Source organism: Nocardioides sp. URHA0020, assembly GCF_000620705.1.
Taxonomy (GTDB): Bacteria; Actinomycetota; Actinomycetes; order Propionibacteriales; family Nocardioidaceae; genus Nocardioides.
This window is the reverse complement of record NZ_JIAR01000025.1, coordinates 367,640-389,307: the sequence shown is the minus strand read 5'-3', so window position 1 is coordinate 389,307 and position 21,668 is coordinate 367,640. Positions and strand designations below refer to the sequence as shown.

Here is a 21,668-nt window from a genome sequence, read left to right as displayed (position 1 = left end):
TTTGCCGGGCGTGCGGCCCGGGCACGGTCATCGGGTGAGCAGCTCGACCGACACGCACCAGCCCGACGGGCTCGACCGGGGGTTCTTCGGTCAGCCCCGCCCCCTCGCCAACCTCTTCGGCGTGGAGATGTGGGAGCGGTTCAGCTTCTACGGCATGCAGGGCATCCTGCTGATCTACCTGTACTACTCGACCGCCCAGGGCGGCCTGGGCATCGACGAGGCCACGGCGACCGGCATCGTCGGGGCGTACGGCGGGGCCGTCTACCTCGCGACGATCCTCGGGGCGTGGCTGGCGGACCGGGTGATCGGCGCGGAGCGCACCCTCTTCTACGCGGCCGTCGTCGTGATGCTCGGCCACATCGGGCTCGCGCTGATCCCCGGCATCGCCGGGGTCGGCGTCGGCCTGTGCCTGATCGCGCTCGGCAGCGGCGGGGTGAAGGCCAACGCGACGTCGCTGGTCGGCTCCCTCTACGCGGAGGGGGACGAGCGCCGCGACGCGGGGTTCTCGCTCTTCTACATGGGCATCAACATCGGCGCCTTCGTCGGCCCCCTGCTCACGGGCTGGCTGCAGGAGAACAAGGGCTTCCACTGGGGCTTCGGAGCCGCCGCGGTCGGCATGTTCCTCGGGCTCGTGCAGTACTCGATCGGCCGCAAGCGGCTGCCCGACGACACCCGCGTGGTGCCCCACCCGCTGCAGCCGCACGAGCGGACCCGGTACGTCGTGCTCCTGGTCGCCGCGGTGGTCGTGGTGGCCGTCCTGGCGCTCACGGGCGTGCTGAACGCCGGCAACCTGTCGGACTGGGTCGTCGCGATCACCATCGTCGCCGCGATCGGCTACTTCGTCCTGCTGCTCACCAGCAGGGCGGTGTCGGCGGTGGAGCGCAGCCGGGTCTGGTCGTTCGTGCCGATGTTCGTCACGAACGCCGTCTTCTGGTCGCTCTACCAGCAGCAGTTCACGGTGGTCACCGTCTACTCCGACAAGCGCCTGGACCGCAGCTTCGGCGACTGGACGATGCCGGTGTCGTGGGTGCAGTCGATCAACCCGATCTTCATCATCGCGCTGGCCCCCGTCTTCGCCCTCGTGTGGACCCGGCTCGGTCCGCGGCAGCCCTCGAGCCCGGTGAAGTTCGGCATCGGGACCACCCTCATGGGGGTCGCGTTCCTGCTCTTCCTGCCGATGCCGGCCGGCGACCACGCGGTGTCCGTCGTGGCCCTCGCCGGGGTGCTGCTCGTCTTCACGCTGGCCGAGCTCTTCATCTCACCGGTGGGGCTGTCGCTCTCGACCAAGCTGGCGCCCGCGACGTATCACACGCAGATGGTGGCGCTCTACTTCCTGTCGGTCGCGCTCGGCACGGCGATGTCGGGGCGGCTCGCGGCGTACTACGACCCCGACGACGAGACCGGCTACTTCCTGCTGATCGGCGTCGTGGCCATCGTCGTGGGCCTGCTGATGATCGCCGCGAACCGCCCGATCAGGAGACTGATGGCCGGGGTCCACTGACCGCGGCCGCGACCCGGGGCGCGAACGCCGGTGCGAGCGGGATGATGCCGAGCACCAGGACCATCGGGACGGCGAAGCCGATCCGCAGCGAGTCCTGGCCGACGAGCCCGGTCATCACCGATCCGAGCAGCGCACCGACGTAGTTGAACTGGTTGAAGCGCGCGATCACGGCGTCCACGCGCGCCTGCCGGACGGCGGGCTCGAACTCGACGCCGTCCTCGGCCGCACCCGCGATCCGGGCGGCGGCGGAGAAGCTGAGCGGGGCCACGACGGCGACGCCGGCACCGAGGATGGCGAACCCGGCCACGGCGACCGGCCAGGCGGGGGAGAAGACCACGACCGCGAGCCCGGCCGCGCCGACCACCGCGCCGACGCGGAGGACCGGGACGACGCCGAGCCGCGAGACCAGTTGGTCGCCGAGGATCCGCACGGTCCCGCTCGCGAGCAGGTAGGCCAGTGCCGAGAGCGCGACGTACCGGTGCGGCGTCGTGAACGTGTGGTCGAGGAAGAGCGGTCCCCAGGTCTGGACGCCGGTGTCGACCATGTAGAAGAGCACCATCGCGATGCCGACCAGGACGATCGGGCGCCAGGGCACGGCGACCTCCGTGGCGAGCTCGGTGGCTCCGTGGTCGCGCGGCAGGAACGGCCCGCAGGCGACCACCAGCGGGATGACGCCGACGAAGGCGATCGCCCCGACCGAGGCGTCCGCCGTCGCCAGCCCGATCACGGCACCGATGACGCCGCCGAGCGTCCACACACCGTGGAACGACGGCAGGATCGGCCGCCCGTAGAGGTGCTCCAGGGCCACCGCCTGCATGTTGGTGCTGGCGTCGACCATGCCCAGGCCGACGCCGTAGCCGGCCATGCCGGCCACGAAGACGCCCGAGCTCGGGGCCAGGCACAGCGTCGCCACGGACACCCCGACGACCACCAGGCCGATGCGGAGCAGCAGGGCGCTGTCGCGGCGCTTCGCGAGGGTCTCGGCCACCACCGAGCCGACCCCCGCCAGCAGGATCATCATCAGCAGGACGAGCGACAGGTCCACGTCCGACAGGTGCCACTTGTCCTGGAAGTCGGGCAGCCGGGTGGTGAGGCTGAGCAGGATCAGCCCCTGGGTCCCGAATCCGGCAGCGGTGGCGACGCGAGCCCGCGAGTTCTGCATGGCGCATGGTGGCACGCCGCGCGTCGCGGTGACTCAGGAGTTCCGAGGAAAGCGGTGCTCAGGAGGACGCCGTACGGGACGATGGTCCGAGGTACACACGGCGTGGGGGAGTTCATGGCACGGACAGGTCTGCAGGCACGTCAGCGCGCGACGAGGGCGATGGGGGCGCCGACCGAGCGGTCCACCCCGCTGGCGCGGAGCAGGCACCGGGAGGAGCCGAAGCTCCGCGAGCGGCTGCGCTACCAGTTCGACAACAGCATGTCGCGCGGGACGCCCGCGCTGATCGCGTGGCTGTGCGTCACCACCGTGGTGCTGATCCTGGCGTTCACCGTGATCGTCGCGATCTTCCGGCTCCGGTCGCCGGACGACCCGGCGCGCCCGTTCTTCCGCGACCTGATGCAGAACCTCTTCCACGCCCTGGACCCCGGGACCGTCGCCGGTGACGGTGCCGCGTCGTGGCAGTTCCTGCTCACGATGCTGGTGCTCACGATCGCCGGGCTCTTCATCGTCAGCGCGCTGATCGGTGTGATCGCCACCGGGATCGACGCCAAGCTCGCCGACCTGCGCCGCGGCCGCTCGACGGTGCTCGAGCAGGACCACACCGTCATCCTCGGCTGGTCGGACTCGATCTTCACGATCGTCAGCGAGCTGACGCTGGCCAACGAGAGCCGCAGGAAGCCGGTGATCGTCATCCTCGCCGACCGCGACAAGGTCGAGATGGAGGAGATCCTGCGGGCCAAGGTCCCGGACCTGCGCGGCACCCGGGTGATCTGCCGCTCCGGCTCGCCGATGGACCTCGACGACCTCGCGCTGAGCAGCCACGGATCGGCCCGCTCGGTCATCCTGCTCGCCCCGGAGACCTCCGACGACCCGGACAGCGAGGTCATCAAGACGCTGCTCGCCCTGACGCACGACGGTCCCGACGGCCCGCGCATCGTCGCCGAGATCCGCAACCCGACCAACCTGGAGGCGGCCCGGCTCGTCGGCGCCGACCGCACGGTGCTCCTCGACATCCGCGAGACCGTCGCCAAGCTGATCGTCCAGACCTCGCGGCAGTCCGGCGCGGCCGCCGTCTACACCGAGCTCTTCGACTACGGCGGCGACGAGATCTACTTCCTCGACGGCCACGGCCTGGGGGAGGGCGCGACGTACGCCGACGCGCTGCTCGGCTACGAACTGGCCGGTGTGATCGGCGTGATCTCCGACGACGGCCCGAAGCTGAACCCGCCGCCGGACACCCTCGTGGCCGGCTGCACGCTGATCGTCGTGGCCGAGGACGACTCGACCCTGCGCGGCGCCCCGGACGCCCTGGCGACCCCGGACCTGACCCGGCTGGGCACCTCCTTCGGCTTCGACGACCACCCGACCCGGGCGGTGCTGCTCGGCTGGAACGAGCGCGCCCCGATCGTGCTGCGGGAGCTCGACAAGTACGCACCCCCCGGCTCGGCCCTGACCGTGGTGACGTCGTACGCTCCGGCCGCCCTGCCGCCGATGACCAACCTCGACGTCACCGTCGTCACGGCCCCGACCACCGACCGGGCCACCCTCGAGGCCCACCTGCGCGCCGATCTCGACCAGGTCATCGTGCTCTGCTACTCCGACCACCTCGAGGCGCAGGCCGCGGACGCCCGCACGCTGGTGACCCTGCTGCACGTGCGCGACATCCTCGCCAGGGCGGGCTCGGCCACCCCGGTCGTCAGCGAGATGCTCGACGACCGCAACCGGGTCCTGGCCCAGGTGGCGCACGTCGACGACGTCGTCGTCAGCGGCGAGATCGTCAGCCTGCTGGTCACCCAGCTCTCCGAGGACCACCGCCTCGAGGCGGTCTTCTCGGAGCTCCTCGGCGACGCGGGCAGCGAGATCTACCTGCGACCCGCCGAGTGGTACGCCGAGCCCGGGTCCGAGGTCGAGTTCGCGACCGTCGTGGCCGGCGCCATCCGGCGCGGCGAGACCGCGATCGGCTACAAGTCGGTGGCGCTGTCGGACGGCACGACCAGCTTCGGCGTCCGCGTGAACCCGGCCAAGTCCGAGACGTTCCGGGTGGTCCCCGGCGACCGGGTCGTCGTGCTCGCGGAGGACTGAGCGCACTAGTTTGGCCCCATGCTCTTCCCCGAGTCGCGGCGTGCCCTCGAGCTGGTCGCCGGCGAGACCCCTGTGTGGACCGACGGCTACGACATCGAGGCCGCTCGGGCGCAGGCCCGTGCTGCGGCGGCCGCCGAGCCGCGCGAGGACGTCGCCGAGGTGCGCGACCTCGACGCGGACGGCGTACCCGTGCGGCTCTACCGACCGGGCGGGGCCCGGGCCGGGGTCGTCGTGCACCTGCACGGTGGCGGGTTCGTCTTCAACGACGTCGAGGTCCACGACGCCGCCGCCCGGCGGCTGGCCAACCGGGCCGGGATGGCGGTGATCAGCGTCGACTACCGGCGTCCGCCGGAGCACCGCTTCCCGGCGGCGCCGGACGACGTGTCGACCGTGCTGCGCTGGATCGAGGACAACCGGGACGTCGCCGACCTCCGGATCCACGGCCCTCTGTACGTCCACGGCGACAGCGCGGGCGCCAACCTGGCGCTGGTCGCCGCGCTGCGTCACCCGGGCCGCTTCACGGCGGCCGTGCTGATCTACCCCTTCCTCGACCCACGGGCCGGGTTCGAGACGTACCGCACCCGGGCCGACGGCTTCGACCCGCGCGAGGCCGCCTGGTACTGGCAGCAGTACGCCGCCTCGCCGGCCGACCACGACGACCCCGACCTGGCCCCGCTGCTCTCCGACCGGCTCGCGACCCTGCCGCCGACGCTGGTGGTCACCGCCGAGCACGACCCGCTCTGCGGTGAGGGCGAGCACCTCGCCGGGCTGCTCGCGGATGCCGGCGTCGCGGTCACCGCCACCCGCTACCTGGGCCAGCTGCACGGGTTCTGGCGGCACCCGGCGGTCTTCCCGGCCGCCGAGGCGCTGCTGCGCCAGACCGCCGGGTTCCTGGGCCAGTACAGCCCGCAGCAGCAGGACTGAGAGGATGACCGCATGCGCGTGCACCTCGGCTGCGACCATGCCGGACTCGATCTCAAGGACCACCTGACCGCCTGGCTCACCGAGCACGGCTACGAGCCCGTCGACCACGGGCCGTTCTGGTACGACGCCGACGACGACTACCCCGTCTTCTGCCTGCGCGCCGCCTCCGCCGTGGCCCAGGAGCGGGCCGCGGGCCAGGACAGCCTCGGTGTGGTGATCGGTGGATCGGGCAACGGCGAGCAGATCGCGGCCAACAAGGTCGCCGGCATCCGCTGCGCGCTGGCCTGGTCGGAGGAGACCGCGCTGCTTGGCCGCCAGCACAACGACGCGAACGTCGTCGCCGTCGGCGGCCGGATGCACTCGCTGGAGGACATGACGCGCTTCGTCGAGCTCTTCCTCGCCGAGCCGTTCTCGGGTGCCGAGCGCCACCAGCGCCGGATCGACGAGCTCACGGCGTACGAGGCGAGCGGCGACCTGCCGCCGCTGCCTGAGCGCCCGGCCGATGCCTGAGGGCCATACCCTCCACCGCCTCGCCGACGAGCTGACCGCGACCTTCGGTGGCCGGGTGGTCGGGGCGAGCAGCCCGCAGGGACGCTTCGCGGGCTCTGCGGCGCAGGTGGACGGGCAGGTGCTGGTCGGTGCCGAGGCGTGGGGCAAGCACCTCTTCATCGCCTTCCCCGACGACCGGTTCGTGCACGTCCACCTGGGCCTCTACGGCAGGTTCGACGTGCACGCCGACGAGCCCGTCGTCCCCGAGCCCGTCGGCCAGGTCCGGTTGCGACTCGTCTCCGACACCGGCTACGCCGACCTGCGGGGCGCCACGGCCTGCGAGCTGCTCACCCGCGCCGAGCGCGACGAGATCGTGGCGCGCTCGGGCCCGGACCCGCTGCGCGCGGACGCCGACCCGAGCGTCGCCTGGGAGCGGATCCGGCGCAGCAAGGCGCCGATCGGCGGCCTGCTGATGGACCAGAGCGTCCTGGCAGGGGTGGGCAACGTCTACCGCGCCGAGGTGCTCTTCCGGCACCGGTTGGACCCCTACCGACCGGGCAGCACCCTGCGGGTCGGCCAGTGGCGCGCGCTCTGGGACGACCTGGTGGTGCTCATGCGCGACGGCGTGCGGACCGGGCGGATCGACACCGTCCGCGACGAGCACACCCCGGAGGCGATGGGGCGGGCACCGCGCCGCGACGACCACGGCGGCGAGGTCTACGTCTACCGCCGCAACGGGATGCCGTGCCACGTGTGCGGCCGCGCCGTACGCACCGCGGAGCTCCAGGGCCGCAACCTCTTCTGGTGCTCCCAATGCCAGCGCAGGTACCGGTCGCGAGCACTACAGTGATGCCACTCCAGGACGAGGACCGACGACCATGAGCGCTCGCCGACGGTTGATCCCGCGGGGCAACGGCATCCTCACGCTGCTGCTGGCGCTGACCCTCGTGGTGACCGCCGTGGTGCTGACCTGGCCCGGCACGGCGCCGATGACGGTGCTGGTCGTGCCGCTGCTGCTCGGCAGCCTGCTGCTCGGCCCCCGGCAGCTGCCGTGGTTCGTGGTGTTCGTGATGGTGATGCTGATGCTCGCCATCACCCGCCAGGACCCGATCACCACCCGGATCGTGCTGGCCATCACCGTGCTCTACCTGCTGTGCTTCATCGTGCTGCTCACCTCCTTCCGCCGCTCCCGCCTCGGGGTCGCCGGGGTCCGGGGTGAGTCGATGCTCATCGACCTGCGCGACCGGATCCTCAGCCAGGGGGTCATCCCGGACCTCCCGGACGAGTGGGCCGCGGAGCTCGCGCTGCGCTCGGCCGGCGGGACGCCGTTCGCGGGGGACTTCCTCGTCTCCGTGCGTACGCCGGAGTCCGACCGCCTCGAGATCGTCGTCGTGGACGTGTCGGGCAAGGGGGAGCAGGCGGGCACCCGGGCGCTGCTGCTCTCCGGTGCCTTCGGCGGACTGCTCGGGGCGCTGCCGCCCGCGGACTTCCTGCCGGCCGCCAACGACTACCTGCTGCGCCAGGGCTGGGAGGAGGGCTTCGCCACCGCGGTCCACCTCTCCCTCGACCTGGTCACCGGCGCCTTCGAGGTGCGCACGGCGGGTCACCCGCCCGCCGCGCAGCTCGACGCCGGCTCGGGACGGTGGACCGTCCACGAGGGGGAGGGACCGGTCCTCGGCCTGATCGAGGGCGCCGAGTTCACCACCGTCGCCGGGGTGCTGCGCTCGGGCGACGCGCTGCTGCTCTACACCGACGGCATGGTCGAGACGCCGCGTCGCGACATCAGCCTCGGGATCGACCGGATGCTCGGCCAGGCGGAGGGCCTGCTGCGCGGAGAGTTCGCCGGCGGCGCCGACCGGCTCGTCGACGCGCTCGGCTCGCGCAACGACGACCGGGCCCTGGTGCTGGTCCACCGGCGCTAGACGCGCGGGAGGACGGCGTACCGGCGGTCGTCCCGGTTGGGGTCGAGCACCGCCGGTGTGGCACGATTGCCTCCGCTCTCGGGGCCTCGGCCCCGGGCTCGCGGATGTAGCTCAATGGTAGAGCTCCAGTCTTCCAAACTGATTACGCGGGTTCGATTCCCGTCATCCGCTCCAAGCAGGGTCCTGAGCGTGCTCACACGCGCGGGTGGGCCCCACTTGGCGGGGCGTAGCGTAGTGGCTAGCGCGCCTGCTTTGGGAGCAGGAGACCGCAGGTTCGAGTCCTGTCGCCCCGACTGCACCAGCACTGACGCACGACACCACCCCAGAACGTCACCGAAAAGTAGGAGAATGCCTGTGAAGAGCGCCGTCGAGACCTTGAGCCCGACCCGGGCCAAGCTGACCGTCGAGGTGCCCTTCGAGGAGCTCAAGCCGAGCCTCGACGCGGCCTACCAGAAGATCGCCAAGCAGATCAACGTCCCCGGCTTCCGCCGCGGCAAGGTCCCGCCGGCCGTCATCGACCGGCAGGTCGGCCGCGGTGCCGTCCTCGAGGAGGCCGTCAACGAGGTCGTCCCGCAGAAGTACGTCGAGGCGCTCCAGGCCAACGACCTCCAGCCGCTCGCGCAGCCGGACATCGAGGTGACCAAGTTCGAGGACAACGAGACCCTCGAGTTCACCGCCGAGGTCGACGTGAAGCCCGAGATCACGCTGCCGACGTACGAGGGCGTCACCGCCCAGGTCGAGGACATCACGATCAGCGACGAGGACGTCGCCGAGCAGGTCGAGGCGCTGCGTGAGCGCTTCGCGACCCTGATCGACGTCGAGCGCCCCGCGGCCGACGGCGACTTCGTGGTCATGGACCTCAAGGCCACCAAGGACGGCGAGGTCGTCGACGGCGCCGAGGTCACCGGCATGTCCTACCGCGTCGGTCGCGGCGGCATGATCGACGGTCTCGACGAGGCCCTGGTGGGTCTGGCCGCAGGCGACGAGAAGATCTTCACCTCCCAGCTCGTGGGCGGTGACCTGGTCGGCGAGGGCGTCGACGTCGCGGTCTCCGTCTCCCAGGTGCAGGAGCAGGAGCTCCCCGAGCTCGACGACGAGTTCGCGCAGCTGGCCTCGGAGTACGACACCGTCGCCGAGCTCACCGACGACGTGCGCGAGCGGCTCGGCCGCGGCCGCCGCCTCGAGCAGGCCGCCGCCGCGCGCGACGCCGTCCTCGAGGCGCTGCTCGAGTCGGTCGACGTGCCGCTGCCCGAGACCATCGTCACCGATGAGCTCAACGCCCGTCGCCGCAGCTTCGAGCAGCAGCTCGCGTACGCCGGCGTCACCATGGAGAAGTACCTCGAGGACGAGGCGCAGACCCTGGAGGAGTTCGAGGCCGACCTCGAGCGCCGGGTCCGCGACGCGGTCACCGCGCAGTTCATCCTGGACGAGATCGCCCAGGTCGAGGAGTTCGGCATCGACCAGCAGGAGCTCTCCGAGCACATGGTCCGCAAGGCCCAGCAGGGCGGTGAGGACCCGCAGGAGTTCGCCAACCACATGTTCGAGCACAACCACATCCCGGAGCTGGTGCAGGAGATCCTGCGCGGCAAGGCGCTGGCGCGCATCGTCGAGTCGGCCGTCGTCACCGACGCCTCGGGCAACGCGGTGGAGCTGAAGAACCTGCGCCCCGACGGCACCATCGGCGAGCCGGAGCCCGAGGCGACCGCCGAGACCGAGGCGACCGAGGTCGTCGAGGAGGAGCAGGCCGAGGCCTGATCCGCCCGCACGTCGTACGCCGACCCGCTCGAGTCCCTCGGGCGGGTCGGTGGCATTTCGGGCGGTCGCCAGATCGTCATACCGCGGGTATGGTCGCCCCATGAGCCAGCGCGCAACGGGACCCGGCGTGCTGGACGCGCTCTCGCTCCTGTCCGAGGTCGCCGACGAGCTGGTGGTCCGCAGCGCGCGCGACACCCACGACGCGTGGGCGGACCGGCTCGGTGGCTACCCCGGGCGGTCGATCACCAGTGCCGTGTACGCCGGCGTCGGCCTCGGGCTGCGCGTCGCGGCGACCGGGCTCGACCGGGCCGGCGCGGCGGGCCTCGGTCCCCGCCTCGACGACGGCCCTCGCGGACGGTTCGTCCGCTCCGCGGTCAACGGCCTGATCGGGGACAGCCTCGCCGTCGACCGTCCCCGGCTGGCGATCACGATGGCGGTGCGCATCGACGGGCGCGACGTCGCCCTCACGCCGCGGGACCTCGCCGCCGCCTTCCCGGACGCGACCGGGCGGGTCGTCGTCCTCCAGCACGGGCTGTGCGAGAACGAGTCCTACTGGGACCTCGGTCGCGAGCGCACCGGCACGACGTACGCCGAGACGCTCGTGGGGCTCGGCTGGACGCCGGTCCTCCTCCGAGCCAACAGCGGGCTGACCGTGCGCGAGAACGGCGTCGCACTGGCCGCTCTCCTCGACCGGCTGGTCGGCGCCTGGCCGGTCCCGGTGACGCAGGTGGCGCTCGTCGGGCACTCGATGGGCGGACTGGTGATCCGAGCCGCGGGGGCGGTCGCCAGCGACGCCCCGGCCCCGTGGGCGGACCTCGTCACGGACGTGGTCACGCTCGGCACGCCGCACCTCGGCGCGCCGATCGCGTGGGGCATCGGGCACGGCGCGCGGGGCCTGGCCCGGCTGCCGGAGACCGCCGCCTTCGGCCGGATCCTCGACCGGCGCTCGGTCGGCGTCCACGACCTGGTGGCGGGGCTGGCCGACGACGTGCCGCCGCTGCCGCACGCGCGGTACCGGCTCGTGGCGGGCACGTTGACGACCCGCGAGCGGCACCCGGTCGGGCACGTCGTCGGCGACCTGCTGGTGCGCCCGTCGTCGGCGTACGGTCGCGGCCGCGGCGGCCGCGAGCTCTTCCCCGGGGCCGACGTGCTGCACCTGGGCCGCACCGACCACTTCGGCCTCCTCAACCACCCCGACGTCCACGACGCCCTGCGCGCGTGGCTGCGGTGAGCACGCCCCGAACGGGCGCCGACCGCGAGCTGCGCGCCGACCGGTGAGACGACCGGACCCGAAATCCGCTGTTGGCGAACAGGGGGCGGTTGGCCGTGGAACTGTCGGCTGTTGCGGCTAGGGTCGCTCCCGTGACCCAGTACTCCAGCTCCGCCTCGCACCCGGGGACTCATCAGCCGCAGCTCAACGGCGGCGGCGGGATGAACGACCTCGACGGCCACATCTACCAGCGCCTGCTGCGCGAGCGCATCGTCTTCCTCGGCTCCGAGGTCCGCGACCAGAACGCCAACGCGATCTGCGCCCAGCTGCTGCTGCTGTCGGCCGAGGACCCCGAGGCCGACATCTTCCTGCACATCAACAGCCCGGGCGGCTCCGTCGACGCCGGCATGGCGATCTACGACACCATGAACTACATCCCGAACGACGTCGCGACGGTGGGCATGGGCCTGGCCGCGTCGATGGGACAGTTCCTCCTCTGCGCCGGCACCAAGGGCAAGCGCTACGCCCTGCCGCACGCGCGGATCATGATGCACCAGCCGTCCTCCGGGATGGGTGGCTCCGCCTCCGACATCAAGATCCAGGCCCAGCAGTCGCTGCACATCAAGCAGGTGCTGCTCGACCTGATCGCCGAGCACACCGGCCAGACCCGTGAGCAGGTCGAGACCGACGCCGACCGCGACCGCTGGTTCACCGCCGAGCAGGCCAAGGACTACGGCCTGGTCGACCAGGTCGTCAAGAGCGCCCGCGAGGCCGCCGACGAAGGCCGCCCGGCCCACACCAGCAAGAACTGAACGGGGAGACCGATGAACTACTACATCCCGCAGTGGGAAGAGCGCACGTCCTACGGCTTCCGCCGGATCGACCCCTACGCCAAGCTCTTCGAGGACCGCATCATCTACCTCGGCTCGCCGATCTCCGACGACGTCGCCAACGCGGTCATCGCGCAGCTGATGTGCCTGGAGTCGATGAACCCCGACCAGGACATCCAGATCTACATCAACAGCCCCGGTGGCTCGTTCACCGCGCTGACGGCGATCTACGACACGATGAACTTCATCAAGCCCGACGTGCAGACGGTGTGCATCGGTCAGGCGGCCTCCGCGGCCGCGATCCTGCTCGGCGCCGGTGCCCGCGGCAAGCGGATGGCGCTGCCCAACAGCCGGATCCTGATCCACCAGCCCTACACCGAGGGCACGTTCGGCCAGACCTCGGACATCGAGATCCAGGCCAACGAGATCCTCCGGATGCGCGAGCTGCTCGAGAAGATGATCAGCGACCACAGCGGTCGATCGATCGACCAGGTCAGCCACGACATCGAGCGCGACAAGATCCTGACCGCCGCCCAGGCGGTCGAGTACGGCCTGATCGACGCCGTGATCGAGTCGCGCAAGGCCGTCCCGGCCCTCGCCTGATCCCGACGTACTTCGTGTCCATCCCCGCATCGGGGGTGGCACGGGGTACCGTCAGGGGGGCCCTCGGGCCCCGAACCGCACATCCCAGGCACGACCGCTCGACCAGCTCGACTTACCGGGCTCGACCTACCGGAGGATGACCGCCCGTGGCACGTATCGGTGACGGAGGCGACCTGCTGAAGTGCTCTTTCTGCGGGAAGAGCCAGAAGCAGGTCAAGAAGCTGATCGCCGGCCCCGGCGTCTACATCTGCGACGAGTGCATCGACCTGTGCAACGAGATCATCGAGGAAGAGCTCAACGAGGGCACCGAGGTCAGCCTCGACGAGCTGCCCAAGCCGAAGGAGATCTTCGAGTTCCTCAACTCCTACGTGATCGGCCAGGAGCAGGCGAAGAAGTCCCTCGCGGTCGCGGTCTACAACCACTACAAGCGGGTGCAGGCCGGGATCCAGCCCCTCTCGGGCAAGCACAGCAAGGAAGAGGTCGTCGAGGTCGCGAAGTCCAACATCCTCGTGATCGGACCGACCGGCTGCGGCAAGACCTATCTCGCCCAGACGCTGGCTCGGATGCTCAACGTCCCCTTCGCGATCGCCGACGCGACCGCGCTGACGGAGGCCGGCTACGTCGGCGAGGACGTCGAGAACATCCTGCTCAAGCTGATCCAGGCCGCTGACTACGACGTCAAGAAGGCCGAGACCGGCATCATCTACATCGACGAGATCGACAAGGTGGCCCGCAAGGCGGAGAACCCCTCGATCACGCGGGACGTGTCCGGTGAGGGCGTGCAGCAGGCGCTGCTGAAGATCATCGAGGGCACCACCGCCTCGGTGCCGCCGCAGGGCGGCCGCAAGCACCCCCACCAGGAGTTCATCCAGATCGACACCACCAACATCCTCTTCGTGGTGGGTGGGGCGTTCGCCGGGCTCGAGCACATCATCGAGCAGCGCGTCGGCAAGAAGACCCTCGGCTTCACCGCCGAGGTCCGCGGCCAGGCCGAGAAGGAGGCCGAGGACCTGCTGTCGCTCGTGCGTCCCGAGGACCTCACGAAGTTCGGCCTGATCCCCGAGTTCATCGGCCGGCTGCCGCTGATCGCCAGCGTCACCAAGCTGGACCAGGAGGCCCTGGTCCAGATCCTCACCGAGCCGCGCAACGCGCTGGTCAAGCAGTACCAGAAGCTGTTCGAGCTCGACGGCGTCGAGCTCGAGTTCACCGAGGACGCCATCAAGGCCATCGCCGACAACGCGATGGAGCGGGGCACCGGTGCCCGTGGCCTGCGCGCGATCATCGAGGAGGTCCTCCTCCACGTGATGTACGACGTGCCCTCGCGTGGCGACGTCGCCAAGGTGATCGTGACCCGCGAGGTCGTGACGGACAACGTCGCCCCGACGCTGGTCCCGCGCGAGTCCGAGGCCAAGAAGAAGAAGTCCGCCTGAGGCTCCGCGGCGCCACGACCTGCGCGGTCGAGCTCCCGGACGGTCGTCGACCGTCCGGGATCCGCTTCGTCGACCCAGGACGGCCGACCCGGGGTGACCACCCCGCGTAGCCCTTCTGGGTCATTTGTGGCCGAACCGGGCCCGGGGGTTTGGAGCCACGTGGTCTGGACCGGAAAACTCTCTCCCTGACAGGTCAGTCCGTCTCGGGAGGGTAAGCATGCGGTCAGAGCACCGGGCGCCGTTTGTGGCCTCGATCGTCGTCGTGCTGGCGTGCTTCGGAGTGATGGCGCACGCCGTCCGCACCGACGCCCTGGGCGGCTTCGCGCGGCACACCCCGATGGGGATGATCGCCAGCTCGCTGCTGGTGCCCAAGACGCCGGCAGAGCCCGCCCCTGCCACCGATCCCGCCGACGTGGCACCGGCACCGGTGGCCGCGCCGGCGCCCGTGACGGCCCCGGCCGCGAAGACCAGGAAGAAGCCGGCGCGCAGGCTCGTGGCGGCCATGACCGTCCGGCCCGCCCAGCCCAGCATCGCCCACGCCGCGGTGAGCGCGCCGACCGCAGCGGCCCCCGCGGCGGCCGCGCCGGCGACGGCAGCACCGCCGAGCGCGAGCCCCACGCCGGTCGCCACCCCGCCGGCGACCACCCCGAAGCCGCCGGCCGGCCCCTCGTCGGGCCACCACGGTCACGGCAGCGGCCACACCTCCACGGACCCGACGACCGAGCCCGACGTCGCCACCCCGCCGACCGAGAAGCCGGCTACTCCGTCGACCACGACCCCCCCGAGCGGCCGCGGCGACGGGTCCGGCTCACACGGCCGGGGACACCGCGGCGACCGGGGTCACCGGGGCGACCAGGGCAAGCAGGACGACCGGGGCAACCAGGGCGACCAGGGCAAGCAGGGTGACCAGGCCAAGCAGGGCGACCGCGGTGACCACCGCTCCGACGGTCGCGGTGGTCACGGCGGTCGCGGTGGTCACGACGACCGCGGCGGTCACGACGGCCGCGGGCACCGCGGCCACCACTGAGGCCGCTCAGCCCTCGACAGGCTCGACCGGCGCGAGCTCGGCCGCGACCGTGATCTCGGTGGCGCCCTCCACGGCGGTGAACACCAGGTCGCCCACGATCTTGCCGGTCCGACGCAGGTCGCCGGCGGCGAGCTCGGCAGCCGCGACCAGCGGCTGAGGGCCGCTGATCTCCACCCGGGACAGCTGCGCGCGCATCGAGACCTTCGCGTTCGACTTCGCACCCCGGATGCCCACCAGCGCGGCCGCGACGGCGTGGAGCGCGACAGCGTCGGTCGCGGCGGCCGAGCCGAGCTCGGTGACGGTCGGCCAGCCGGAGAGGTGGATCGACCCCTCCTGCCACCACGACCAGACCTCCTCGGTGACGTACGGCAGGAAGGGCGCGAGCAGGCGCAGCTGCACGTCCAGGGCGATCGCGAGGGTCGCCTTGGCCGAGACGGTGGCCGCGCCGCCGTCCTCGTCGTACGCGCGCTCCTTGACCAGCTCGAGGTAGTCGTCGCAGAACTCCCAGAAGAACTTCTCGGCGGTCTCGAGGGCGGTCGTGTAGTCGTAGGCCTCGAACGCGTCGGTGGCCGCGGTCACCACCGCGCCGAGCTTGCCGAGCAGCGCGCAGTCGACCGGCTCGGAGACCTCGAACGGGTTGACCCCGCTGGCGCCGACGCCGCCGAGGACGAACTTCGAGGCGTTCAGCACCTTCATCGCGAGCCGGCGTCCGACCTTCATCTGGGTCTCGTCGAAGGGCGAGTCCAGGCCGGGTCGTGCCATCGCGGCGCGCCACCGGACCGCGTCGGCGCCGTACTTGTCCAGGATCTCGGTCGGGACGACGACGTTGCCCTTGGACTTCGACATCTTCTTGCGGTCCGGGTCGAGGATGAAGCCGGAGACCAGCGCGTGCGACCAGGGTGCGGCGTGGTTCTCGAAGTGGGCCCGGACCACCCGGGCGAAGAGCCAGGTGCGGATGATGTCGTGCGCCTGGGTGCACAGGTCCATCGGGAAGACGCGCTGCCACAGGTCGTCATCGGACTCCCAGCCGCCGGCGATCTGCGGCGTCAGGGACGAGGTCGCCCAGGTGTCCATGACGTCCGGGTCGCCCAGGAACCCGCCCGGCTTGCCGCGCTGGTCCTCGGAGTAGCCGCTCGGCGCGTCGGTCGACGGGTCGACCGGCAGGTCGGCCTCGGGGGGCAGCAGGGGGTGGTCGTAGTCGGGCTCGCCATCCGCGTCGAGGGGGTACCAGACCGGGAACGGGATGCCGAAGAAGCGCTGCCGCGAGATGAGCCAGTCGCCGTTGAGGCCGCCGACCCAGTTGTCGTAGCGGTGCTTCATGTGGCCCGGGAGCCACTGGATCTCGGCGCCGCGCTCGAGCATCTCGCTGCGCAGGGCGGCGTCGCGGCCTCCGTTGCGGATGTACCACTGCCGGGTCGCGACGATCTCGAGGGGCTTGTCGCCCTTCTCGTAGAAGTTGGTCATCCGCTGGGTCGGCTTGGGCTCGCCGTCCAGGTCGCCGCTCGCGCGCAGCGCGGCGACGACCGCCTCCCGCGCGGAGAAGGCCGTCTTGCCCTTGAGCTCCTCGTACGCCGTGGCGGCGGGCTCGTGCGCCAGCCACTCGGGCGTCTCGCGCGACATCCGGCCGTCGCGACCCATCAGGGTGCGCACGGGCAGGTCGAGCTCGCGCCACCACGTGACGTCGGTGAGGTCGCCGAAGGTGCAGCACATGACCAGGCCGGAGCCCTTGTCGATCTCGGCGAGCGGGTGCGGCACGACCGGGATCGCGACCCCGAAGACGGGGCTGGTCACGGTGGTCCCGAAGAGCGCCTGGTAGCGCTCGTCGTCGGGGTGGGCGATCAGCGCGACCACGCTGGGGATCAGCTCGGGGCGGGTGGTCTCGATGTAGAGGGGAGTGCCGTCCGGCTGGTGGAACGCGACGCGGTGGTAGGCGCCGGCGTACTCGCGCGCCTCGAGCTCGGCCTGGGCGACGGCGGTCTGGAAGGTGACGTCCCAGAGGGTCGGCGCCTCCTGGAGGTAGGCCTCGCCGCGGGCGAAGTTGCGCAGGAACGCACGCTGGCTGACGGTCTGCGACTTCGCGCCGATCGTCGTGTAGTGCTGCTTCCAGTCCACCGAGAGACCCAGGGTGCGCCACAGCTGCTCGAAGACCTGCTCGTCCTGCTCCACCAGTTGCTCGCAGAGCGCGACGAAGTTGGGTCGGCTGATCGGGACCTGCTTCTTCGGGTCCGGCTTCTCGGGCGGGGTGAAGTCCGCGTCGTACGGTAGCGACGGGTCGCAGCGCACGCCGTAGTAGTTCTGCACCCGGCGCTCGGTCGGCAGGCCGTTGTCGTCCCAGCCCATCGGGTAGAAGACGGACTTGCCGCGCATCCGCTGGAAGCGGGCGATGAGGTCGGTGTGCGTGTAGGAGAACACGTGGCCGACGTGCAGGCTGCCGCTCACGGTGGGCGGCGGGGTGTCGATCGAGTACACGTTCGCGCGGGGCTGGGTGCGGTCGAACGCGTAGGTGTCCTGCGCCTTCCACCGCTCGCTCCAGGTGGCCTCGAGGCCCTCGAGCGCAGGCTTCTCGGGTACGACGACGGCGCGTCGATCCGCGCTGGTCGTCTCCGTGGCCTCGCTCTGTGTCTCGGTCATGGCCGAAATCCTAGGCCGCGCGCGCCTCCACACCGAAACCGGTTGCGCAGGGGCGTGCGGCTCGGCCACCGTGCGGTGGGTGTCCAGCCTCGAGTTCTACGACGATCCCTCCGCCTTCCTCGACGCCGCGGAGCCGCACCTGGCCGCCGACCCGGTCCTCACCACGGTGATCGCCTCGGTCACCCGGCGCCACGTCAGCGACGACGCGCAGGGGCGTCCGCGCGGCGAGCACCCGCGGTGGTGGGTGGCCGCGCGCGACGCAGCCGGGGCCGTCGTGGGGGTGGCCATGCGGACGGCGCCGTTCGAGCCGCACCCCGTCTATGCGCTGCCGATGCCGGACGACGCGGCGCGGGCCCTGGCCCGGGCGCTGCACGACCGGGAGGAGCCGGTCGGGGGGATCAACGGGGCGCTGCCGACCGCGCAGGTGATCGCCGACGAGCTGGCACTGCTGAGGGGCCAGCGGGTCCGCGTGCAGGAGCACACCCGGCTCTTCGAGCTCGGCGAGCTGGTCGCTCCACCGGCGCCGCCCGGCGCCCTGCGGGTCGCGACCGCGGCGGACGCGGAGCTCGCGCTCGCGTGGTTCCTCGCCTTCGAGTCCGCGGCCGCGGAGCAGGCCGGGCGACCGGGCACCCACGGCATGCTGGACGGCTTCACGTTGGAGGACCTGCGTGCCCGCATCGACGACGGCGTCATCTGGTTCTGGGAGGACGAGGCGGGGGACCGGGTGCACCTGACCGGCGCCAACCCCCCGGCGTACGGCGTCGCGCGGGTCGGCCCGGTCTACACGCCCACCGCCCAGCGCGGTCGCGGCTACGCCAGCGCGGCAGTGGCCCAGGTGTCGCGGCAGTACGTCGAGCAGGGCGTGCGGGTGTGCCTCTTCACCGACCAGGCCAACCCGACGTCCAACGCGATCTACCAGGCGCTCGGCTACCGCGCGGTCGTGGACATGGTGAATCTGCTCGTCGGCTGAGCAGTCCCTAGACTCGTCCCGAGATGACTGAGACCCCCGATGCACCCCGCTTGGCCGAGACCTTCGAGGAGGTCGAGGACGCGCTGCTGTCGCGCTGGCCCGAGACCAGGCTCGAGCCGTCGCTGGACCGGATCCTCGCGTTCACCGAGATCCTCGGTGATCCGCAGCGCTCCTACCCGGTCATCCACCTGACCGGCACCAACGGCAAGACGTCGACCTCCCGGATGATCGACACCCTGCTGCGCGCGCTGGACCTGCGCACCGGACGGTTCACCAGCCCGCACGTCGAGCGGATGTCCGAGCGGATCTCCGTCGACGGCGAGCCGCTGCCGGACGACGACTTCGTGCGTGCGTTCAACGACGTCGCGCCGTACCTCGAGCTGGTCGACAACGACCAGGACCATCCGCTGTCCTTCTTCGAGACCGTGGTCGGCATGGCGTACGCCGCCTTCGCCGACGCCCCGGTCGACGTGGCCGTGGTCGAGGTGGGGATGGGCGGCTCCTGGGACGCCACCAACGTCGTCGACGCCGCCGTCGCGGTGGTCCTGCCGATCGCCGTCGACCATGCGCGCTACCTGGGCGACAACCCGGCCCAGATCGCGGTGGAGAAGGCCGGGATCATCAAGCCCGGCTCGGTCGTGGTCCTGGCCGACCAGACCCCCGAGGTGGCCGCAGTCCTGGCCGAGCGGATCGCCGAGGTCGGCGCCACCGCTGTCCGCGAGGGGATCGACTTCGGCGTCGCCACCCGCACCCCGGCGGTCGGCGGCCAGATGCTCACGCTGCGGGGCCTCCGGGCGCAGTACGACGACGTCTTCCTGCCGCTGTACGGCGCCCACCAGGCGCAGAACGCGGTCGTGGCCCTGGCCGCCGTGGAGTCCTTCGTCGGCGACGCGCCGCTCGACGCGGACGTCGTCCGCGCCGCCTTCGCCCAGGTGACGTCGCCCGGCCGGCTCGAGATCGTGCGGCGCAGCCCCACCGTGGTGCTCGACGCCGCGCACAACCCGCACGGCGCTGAGGCGCTCGGGGCGGCCCTCGAGGACTCCTTCACGTTCAACCCGCTCATCGGCGTGGTCGGCGTGATGGCCGACAAGGACCAGGAGCAGCTGCTGGTGGCGCTCGAGCCGCACCTCGCCCACGTCGTGTGCACCCAGAGCTCCACCGACCGCGCCCTGCCCGCCGACCAGCTCGCCGTCATCGCGCGCGAGGTCTTCGGCGAGGACCGCGTCTCGGTGACCCCCGACCTCGGTGACGCCATCGAGGCCGCGGCCACCCTGGCCGAGGCCGGTGCGGCCTTCGGCGAGGGGCTCGGCTCGGGCGCGGTGCTGGTCACCGGCTCGGTCGTGACCGTCGGCGAGGCCCGCAGTCTCCTGGTGCGTGGTCGATGACCGACGAGCGCGAGCGGTCCCCGCGCCGCGGCATGTGCGCCGCGGTCCTCAGCCTCGAGGCGATCACCCTCGGCCTGACGACCCCGGTGATGATCTCGATCGCCGACGTCGCGGCGGGCACGGCCGTCGCCGTGGGCGTCGGCCTGGCGGTCGTCTGCCTGCTGCTCGCCGGGATGCTGCGCGCCGAGTGGGCCTACACCCTGGGCTGGGTGGTGCAGGTCCTCGCGGTCGCGCTGGGGTTCGTGATCCCGCTGATGTTCGTGCTCGGCGGGATCTTCGCCCTGCTGTGGGGGTCCGCCTACTTCCTGGGCCGCCGGATCGAGCGCGAGCGGGCCGAGGCCTTCGCGGCGTACGACGAGGCCGGTGGCGGCGTGGGCGGGTCAGAGGGCTGACGTCACGGCCGCGAGCGCGCGGTCCAGCTCGTCGTCGGTGACGCCGCCGAAGCCGAGCACCAGGCCGGTCAGGGTCGCCGCGCGGCAGTAGTCCGAGAGCAGGTTGACCTCGAAGCCGGCTCGCCGCGCTGCCTGCTGCGCCCGCACCGCGTCGGCCTGGGGCAGCAGCCAGGTCGAGTACATGCCCGCGAGCGGCCCCGCCAGCTCGGCGTACGGCGTGAGCGCGGCCGCCACCCGAGGGGCGCGCTCGGCGTACACCCTCCGCGCGGTCCGGACGACCTTGTCGACGTAACCGTCGCGCAGCAGCGCGAGGAACGCACGCTGCACCGGCCACGGGGATCCCTCGTGGGTGATCACCCGGCGCGCGTTGATCGCGTCGAGGTGCGCCGGCGGCGGCACCAGCCAGCCCAGCCGCAGCGACGGCGCCACCGACTTCGCGGCGGTGCCCAGGTAGGCGACGCGGTGCCGGTCGAGGCTGGCCAGCGCGGGCACGGGCGCCACGTCGTAGCGGAACTCGGAGTCGTAGTCGTCCTCGACCACGACGGCCCGCGCCGTGCGGGCAGCGTCGAGCAGCGCGACCCGGTCGGCCGCGGGCAGCACCCGGCCGAGCGGGTGCTGATGGGCCGGAGTGACGTAGGCGGCGACCGTGCCGGTCAGGTCGGTCACCCGCTCCAGCGCCGGCAGGTCGCGCACCTCGCGGCCCACGCCCCGCACCGTCTCGACCGCCGCCCGGTAGCCGGGGTCCTCGAGCGCGACCGGGCCGGCCGGGAGCGCGGCGAGCAGGTGCCGCAGCCCGTCGGTCGTCCCGTTGGTGATCACGACCTCGTCGGGGTCGACCAGCAGGCCACGAGTCCGGCCGAGGCGGTCGGCGACGGCGGCGCGCAGCTCGGGCAGGCCGCGCGGGTCGTCGTACCCCCGCGGCGGGCGCGCCGTCGACACCTCCCGCCAGGCCCGGCGCCAGCCGGCCGCGTGGCGCGGATCGATCCACGGCGTGCCAGCATCGAGGCGCACCAGGTCCGCGGCCGGTGCGGGCGCCCGACGCCGCGGCGTCGCCTCCTGGGCCGCTGCACCCGCCGCCACGAACGTGCCGGACCCGCGGCGGGCCTCGAGCCAGCCCTCGGCGAGGAGCTGCTCGTAGGCGTGCTCGCTCACCGAGCGGCTGACGCCGAGGTCGGCGGCGAGCGCCCGGCTGCTGGGCAGCCGGTCGCCGCGCCCGAGGGTGCCGGCGAGCACCAGCTCGCGGATCGCACCGGAGAGCTGGACGCCGAGCGGACCGGGTGCCGTGCGGTCCAGCACGACGGGGAGGGTGACCAACCGACTGTCCTGTCCAACTGGGCGCGGATTGGCCCGTGTCA

The 21,668-nt window shown here is 72.0% G+C and carries 18 protein-coding genes and 2 tRNA genes; 17 read left to right on the top strand and 3 right to left on the bottom strand.

Annotated features, from left to right (window positions below; translation table 11 throughout):
- The first annotated feature begins 34 nt into the window (after positions 1–34).
- On the top strand, positions 35–1,501 hold the full coding sequence (locus N542_RS0102200; RefSeq protein ID WP_028642534.1) for a peptide MFS transporter: 1,467 nt from the start codon (positions 35–37) through the stop codon (positions 1,499–1,501).
- Here N542_RS0102200 and N542_RS22970 read toward each other — a convergent pair.
- Positions 1,473–2,663: an MFS transporter gene (locus N542_RS22970; RefSeq protein WP_036505971.1), complete on the bottom strand. Its 1,191-nt coding sequence runs from the start codon at positions 2,661–2,663 to the stop codon at positions 1,473–1,475. The genes N542_RS0102200 and N542_RS22970 overlap by 29 nt on opposite strands.
- 114 nt (positions 2,664–2,777) lie before the next feature.
- On the opposite strand from N542_RS22970, the gene N542_RS0102190 reads away from it, so the two are divergent.
- The 13 genes from N542_RS0102190 to N542_RS0102125 all read left to right on the top strand — a co-directional run bounded on the left by N542_RS0102190 (position 2,778) and on the right by N542_RS0102125 (position 14,935).
- The gene (locus tag N542_RS0102190; protein ID WP_155992821.1) at positions 2,778–4,745 is read left to right on the top strand and encodes a CASTOR/POLLUX-related putative ion channel; all 1,968 of its coding nucleotides are present in this window, start codon (positions 2,778–2,780) and stop codon (positions 4,743–4,745) included.
- 18 nt (positions 4,746–4,763) lie between these two features.
- Positions 4,764–5,669 (top strand): alpha/beta hydrolase, encoded by a 906-nt coding sequence (locus N542_RS0102185; RefSeq protein WP_028642532.1) that lies wholly within the window; start codon positions 4,764–4,766, stop codon positions 5,667–5,669.
- A gap of 12 nt (positions 5,670–5,681) precedes the next feature.
- Positions 5,682–6,179 (top strand): ribose-5-phosphate isomerase, encoded by a 498-nt coding sequence (locus N542_RS0102180; protein WP_028642531.1) that lies wholly within the window; start codon positions 5,682–5,684, stop codon positions 6,177–6,179.
- Positions 6,172–7,008 carry an Fpg/Nei family DNA glycosylase gene (locus N542_RS0102175; RefSeq protein WP_028642530.1) on the top strand — a complete coding sequence of 279 codons (837 nt, stop codon included), beginning with the start codon at positions 6,172–6,174 and terminating at the stop codon, positions 7,006–7,008. The genes N542_RS0102180 and N542_RS0102175 overlap by 8 nt, the downstream gene beginning before the upstream one ends.
- Before the next feature lie 28 nt (positions 7,009–7,036).
- Positions 7,037–8,080: a PP2C family protein-serine/threonine phosphatase gene (locus tag N542_RS0102170; RefSeq protein ID WP_051551293.1), complete on the top strand. Its 1,044-nt coding sequence runs from the start codon at positions 7,037–7,039 to the stop codon at positions 8,078–8,080.
- Positions 8,081–8,180: 100 nt separating this feature from the next.
- Positions 8,181–8,254 (top strand) — tRNA-Gly (locus N542_RS0102165).
- A gap of 46 nt (positions 8,255–8,300) precedes the next feature.
- A tRNA-Pro gene (locus tag N542_RS0102155) sits at positions 8,301–8,373 on the top strand.
- Between the two features lie 61 nt (positions 8,374–8,434).
- Positions 8,435–9,835, top strand: a complete 1,401-nt coding sequence (gene tig / locus N542_RS0102150; protein WP_028642528.1) for a trigger factor — start codon at positions 8,435–8,437, stop codon at positions 9,833–9,835.
- 100 nt (positions 9,836–9,935) lie between these two features.
- Positions 9,936–11,066 (top strand): PGAP1-like alpha/beta domain-containing protein, encoded by a 1,131-nt coding sequence (locus N542_RS22965; RefSeq protein ID WP_081794962.1) that lies wholly within the window; start codon positions 9,936–9,938, stop codon positions 11,064–11,066.
- Positions 11,067–11,266: 200 nt separating this feature from the next.
- On the top strand, positions 11,267–11,857 hold the full coding sequence (locus N542_RS0102140; protein WP_036506102.1) for an ATP-dependent Clp protease proteolytic subunit: 591 nt from the start codon (positions 11,267–11,269) through the stop codon (positions 11,855–11,857).
- A gap of 12 nt (positions 11,858–11,869) precedes the next feature.
- The gene (locus tag N542_RS0102135; RefSeq protein ID WP_028642526.1) at positions 11,870–12,478 is read left to right on the top strand and encodes an ATP-dependent Clp protease proteolytic subunit; all 609 of its coding nucleotides are present in this window, start codon (positions 11,870–11,872) and stop codon (positions 12,476–12,478) included.
- A 146-nt stretch (positions 12,479–12,624) separates the two neighbouring features.
- Positions 12,625–13,908 carry an ATP-dependent Clp protease ATP-binding subunit ClpX gene (gene clpX / locus N542_RS0102130; RefSeq protein ID WP_028642525.1) on the top strand — a complete coding sequence of 428 codons (1,284 nt, stop codon included), beginning with the start codon at positions 12,625–12,627 and terminating at the stop codon, positions 13,906–13,908.
- 217 nt (positions 13,909–14,125) lie between these two features.
- Positions 14,126–14,935, top strand: coding sequence for a hypothetical protein (locus tag N542_RS0102125; RefSeq protein ID WP_155992820.1), 810 nt, complete (start codon positions 14,126–14,128; stop codon positions 14,933–14,935).
- A gap of 6 nt (positions 14,936–14,941) precedes the next feature.
- Here N542_RS0102125 and valS read toward each other — a convergent pair whose 3' ends face one another.
- A complete protein-coding gene (valS, locus tag N542_RS0102120) occupies positions 14,942–17,575 on the bottom strand; it encodes a valine--tRNA ligase (protein WP_028642523.1) in 2,634 nt (877 codons plus the stop codon).
- A 70-nt stretch (positions 17,576–17,645) separates the two neighbouring features.
- Here valS and N542_RS0102115 point away from each other — a divergent pair, with 70 nt between their 5' ends.
- From N542_RS0102115 to N542_RS0102105, 3 genes are read left to right on the top strand one after another with little or no spacing between them, the layout of a single operon-like run.
- Positions 17,646–18,536, top strand: coding sequence for a GNAT family N-acetyltransferase (locus N542_RS0102115; RefSeq protein ID WP_028642522.1), 891 nt, complete (start codon positions 17,646–17,648; stop codon positions 18,534–18,536).
- A 23-nt stretch (positions 18,537–18,559) separates the two neighbouring features.
- Positions 18,560–19,921 carry a bifunctional folylpolyglutamate synthase/dihydrofolate synthase gene (locus tag N542_RS0102110; RefSeq protein WP_036505966.1) on the top strand — a complete coding sequence of 454 codons (1,362 nt, stop codon included), beginning with the start codon at positions 18,560–18,562 and terminating at the stop codon, positions 19,919–19,921.
- Positions 19,918–20,313: a DUF4233 domain-containing protein gene (locus N542_RS0102105; RefSeq protein WP_028642520.1), complete on the top strand. Its 396-nt coding sequence runs from the start codon at positions 19,918–19,920 to the stop codon at positions 20,311–20,313. Before N542_RS0102110 ends, N542_RS0102105 begins: the two co-directional genes overlap by 4 nt.
- Here the strand turns inward: N542_RS0102105 and pdxR are convergent.
- Entirely contained in the window at positions 20,302–21,609 is a 1,308-nt protein-coding gene (gene pdxR / locus N542_RS0102100) for a MocR-like pyridoxine biosynthesis transcription factor PdxR (protein WP_231482383.1), read from the bottom strand. The genes N542_RS0102105 and pdxR overlap by 12 nt on opposite strands.
- Positions 21,610–21,668 lie beyond the last annotated feature (59 nt).

Bases quoted from the DNA above. Each gene is read 5' to 3' on its own strand.
- N542_RS22970 (WP_036505971.1), bottom strand. From the start codon at position 2,663: ATGCAGAACTCGCGGGCTCGCGTCGCCACCGCTGCCGGATTCGGGACC.
- N542_RS0102190 (WP_155992821.1), top strand. From the start codon at position 2,778: ATGGCACGGACAGGTCTGCAGGCACGTCAGCGCGCGACGAGGGCGATG.
- N542_RS0102185 (WP_028642532.1), top strand. From the start codon at position 4,764: ATGCTCTTCCCCGAGTCGCGGCGTGCCCTCGAGCTGGTCGCCGGCGAG.
- N542_RS0102180 (WP_028642531.1), top strand. From the start codon at position 5,682: ATGCGCGTGCACCTCGGCTGCGACCATGCCGGACTCGATCTCAAGGAC.
- N542_RS0102175 (WP_028642530.1), top strand. From the start codon at position 6,172: ATGCCTGAGGGCCATACCCTCCACCGCCTCGCCGACGAGCTGACCGCG.
- N542_RS0102170 (WP_051551293.1), top strand. From the start codon at position 7,037: ATGAGCGCTCGCCGACGGTTGATCCCGCGGGGCAACGGCATCCTCACG.
- N542_RS22965 (WP_081794962.1), top strand. From the start codon at position 9,936: ATGAGCCAGCGCGCAACGGGACCCGGCGTGCTGGACGCGCTCTCGCTC.
- N542_RS0102140 (WP_036506102.1), top strand. From the start codon at position 11,267: ATGAACGACCTCGACGGCCACATCTACCAGCGCCTGCTGCGCGAGCGC.
- N542_RS0102135 (WP_028642526.1), top strand. From the start codon at position 11,870: ATGAACTACTACATCCCGCAGTGGGAAGAGCGCACGTCCTACGGCTTC.
- N542_RS0102125 (WP_155992820.1), top strand. From the start codon at position 14,126: ATGCGGTCAGAGCACCGGGCGCCGTTTGTGGCCTCGATCGTCGTCGTG.
- N542_RS0102110 (WP_036505966.1), top strand. From the start codon at position 18,560: ATGACTGAGACCCCCGATGCACCCCGCTTGGCCGAGACCTTCGAGGAG.
- N542_RS0102105 (WP_028642520.1), top strand. From the start codon at position 19,918: ATGACCGACGAGCGCGAGCGGTCCCCGCGCCGCGGCATGTGCGCCGCG.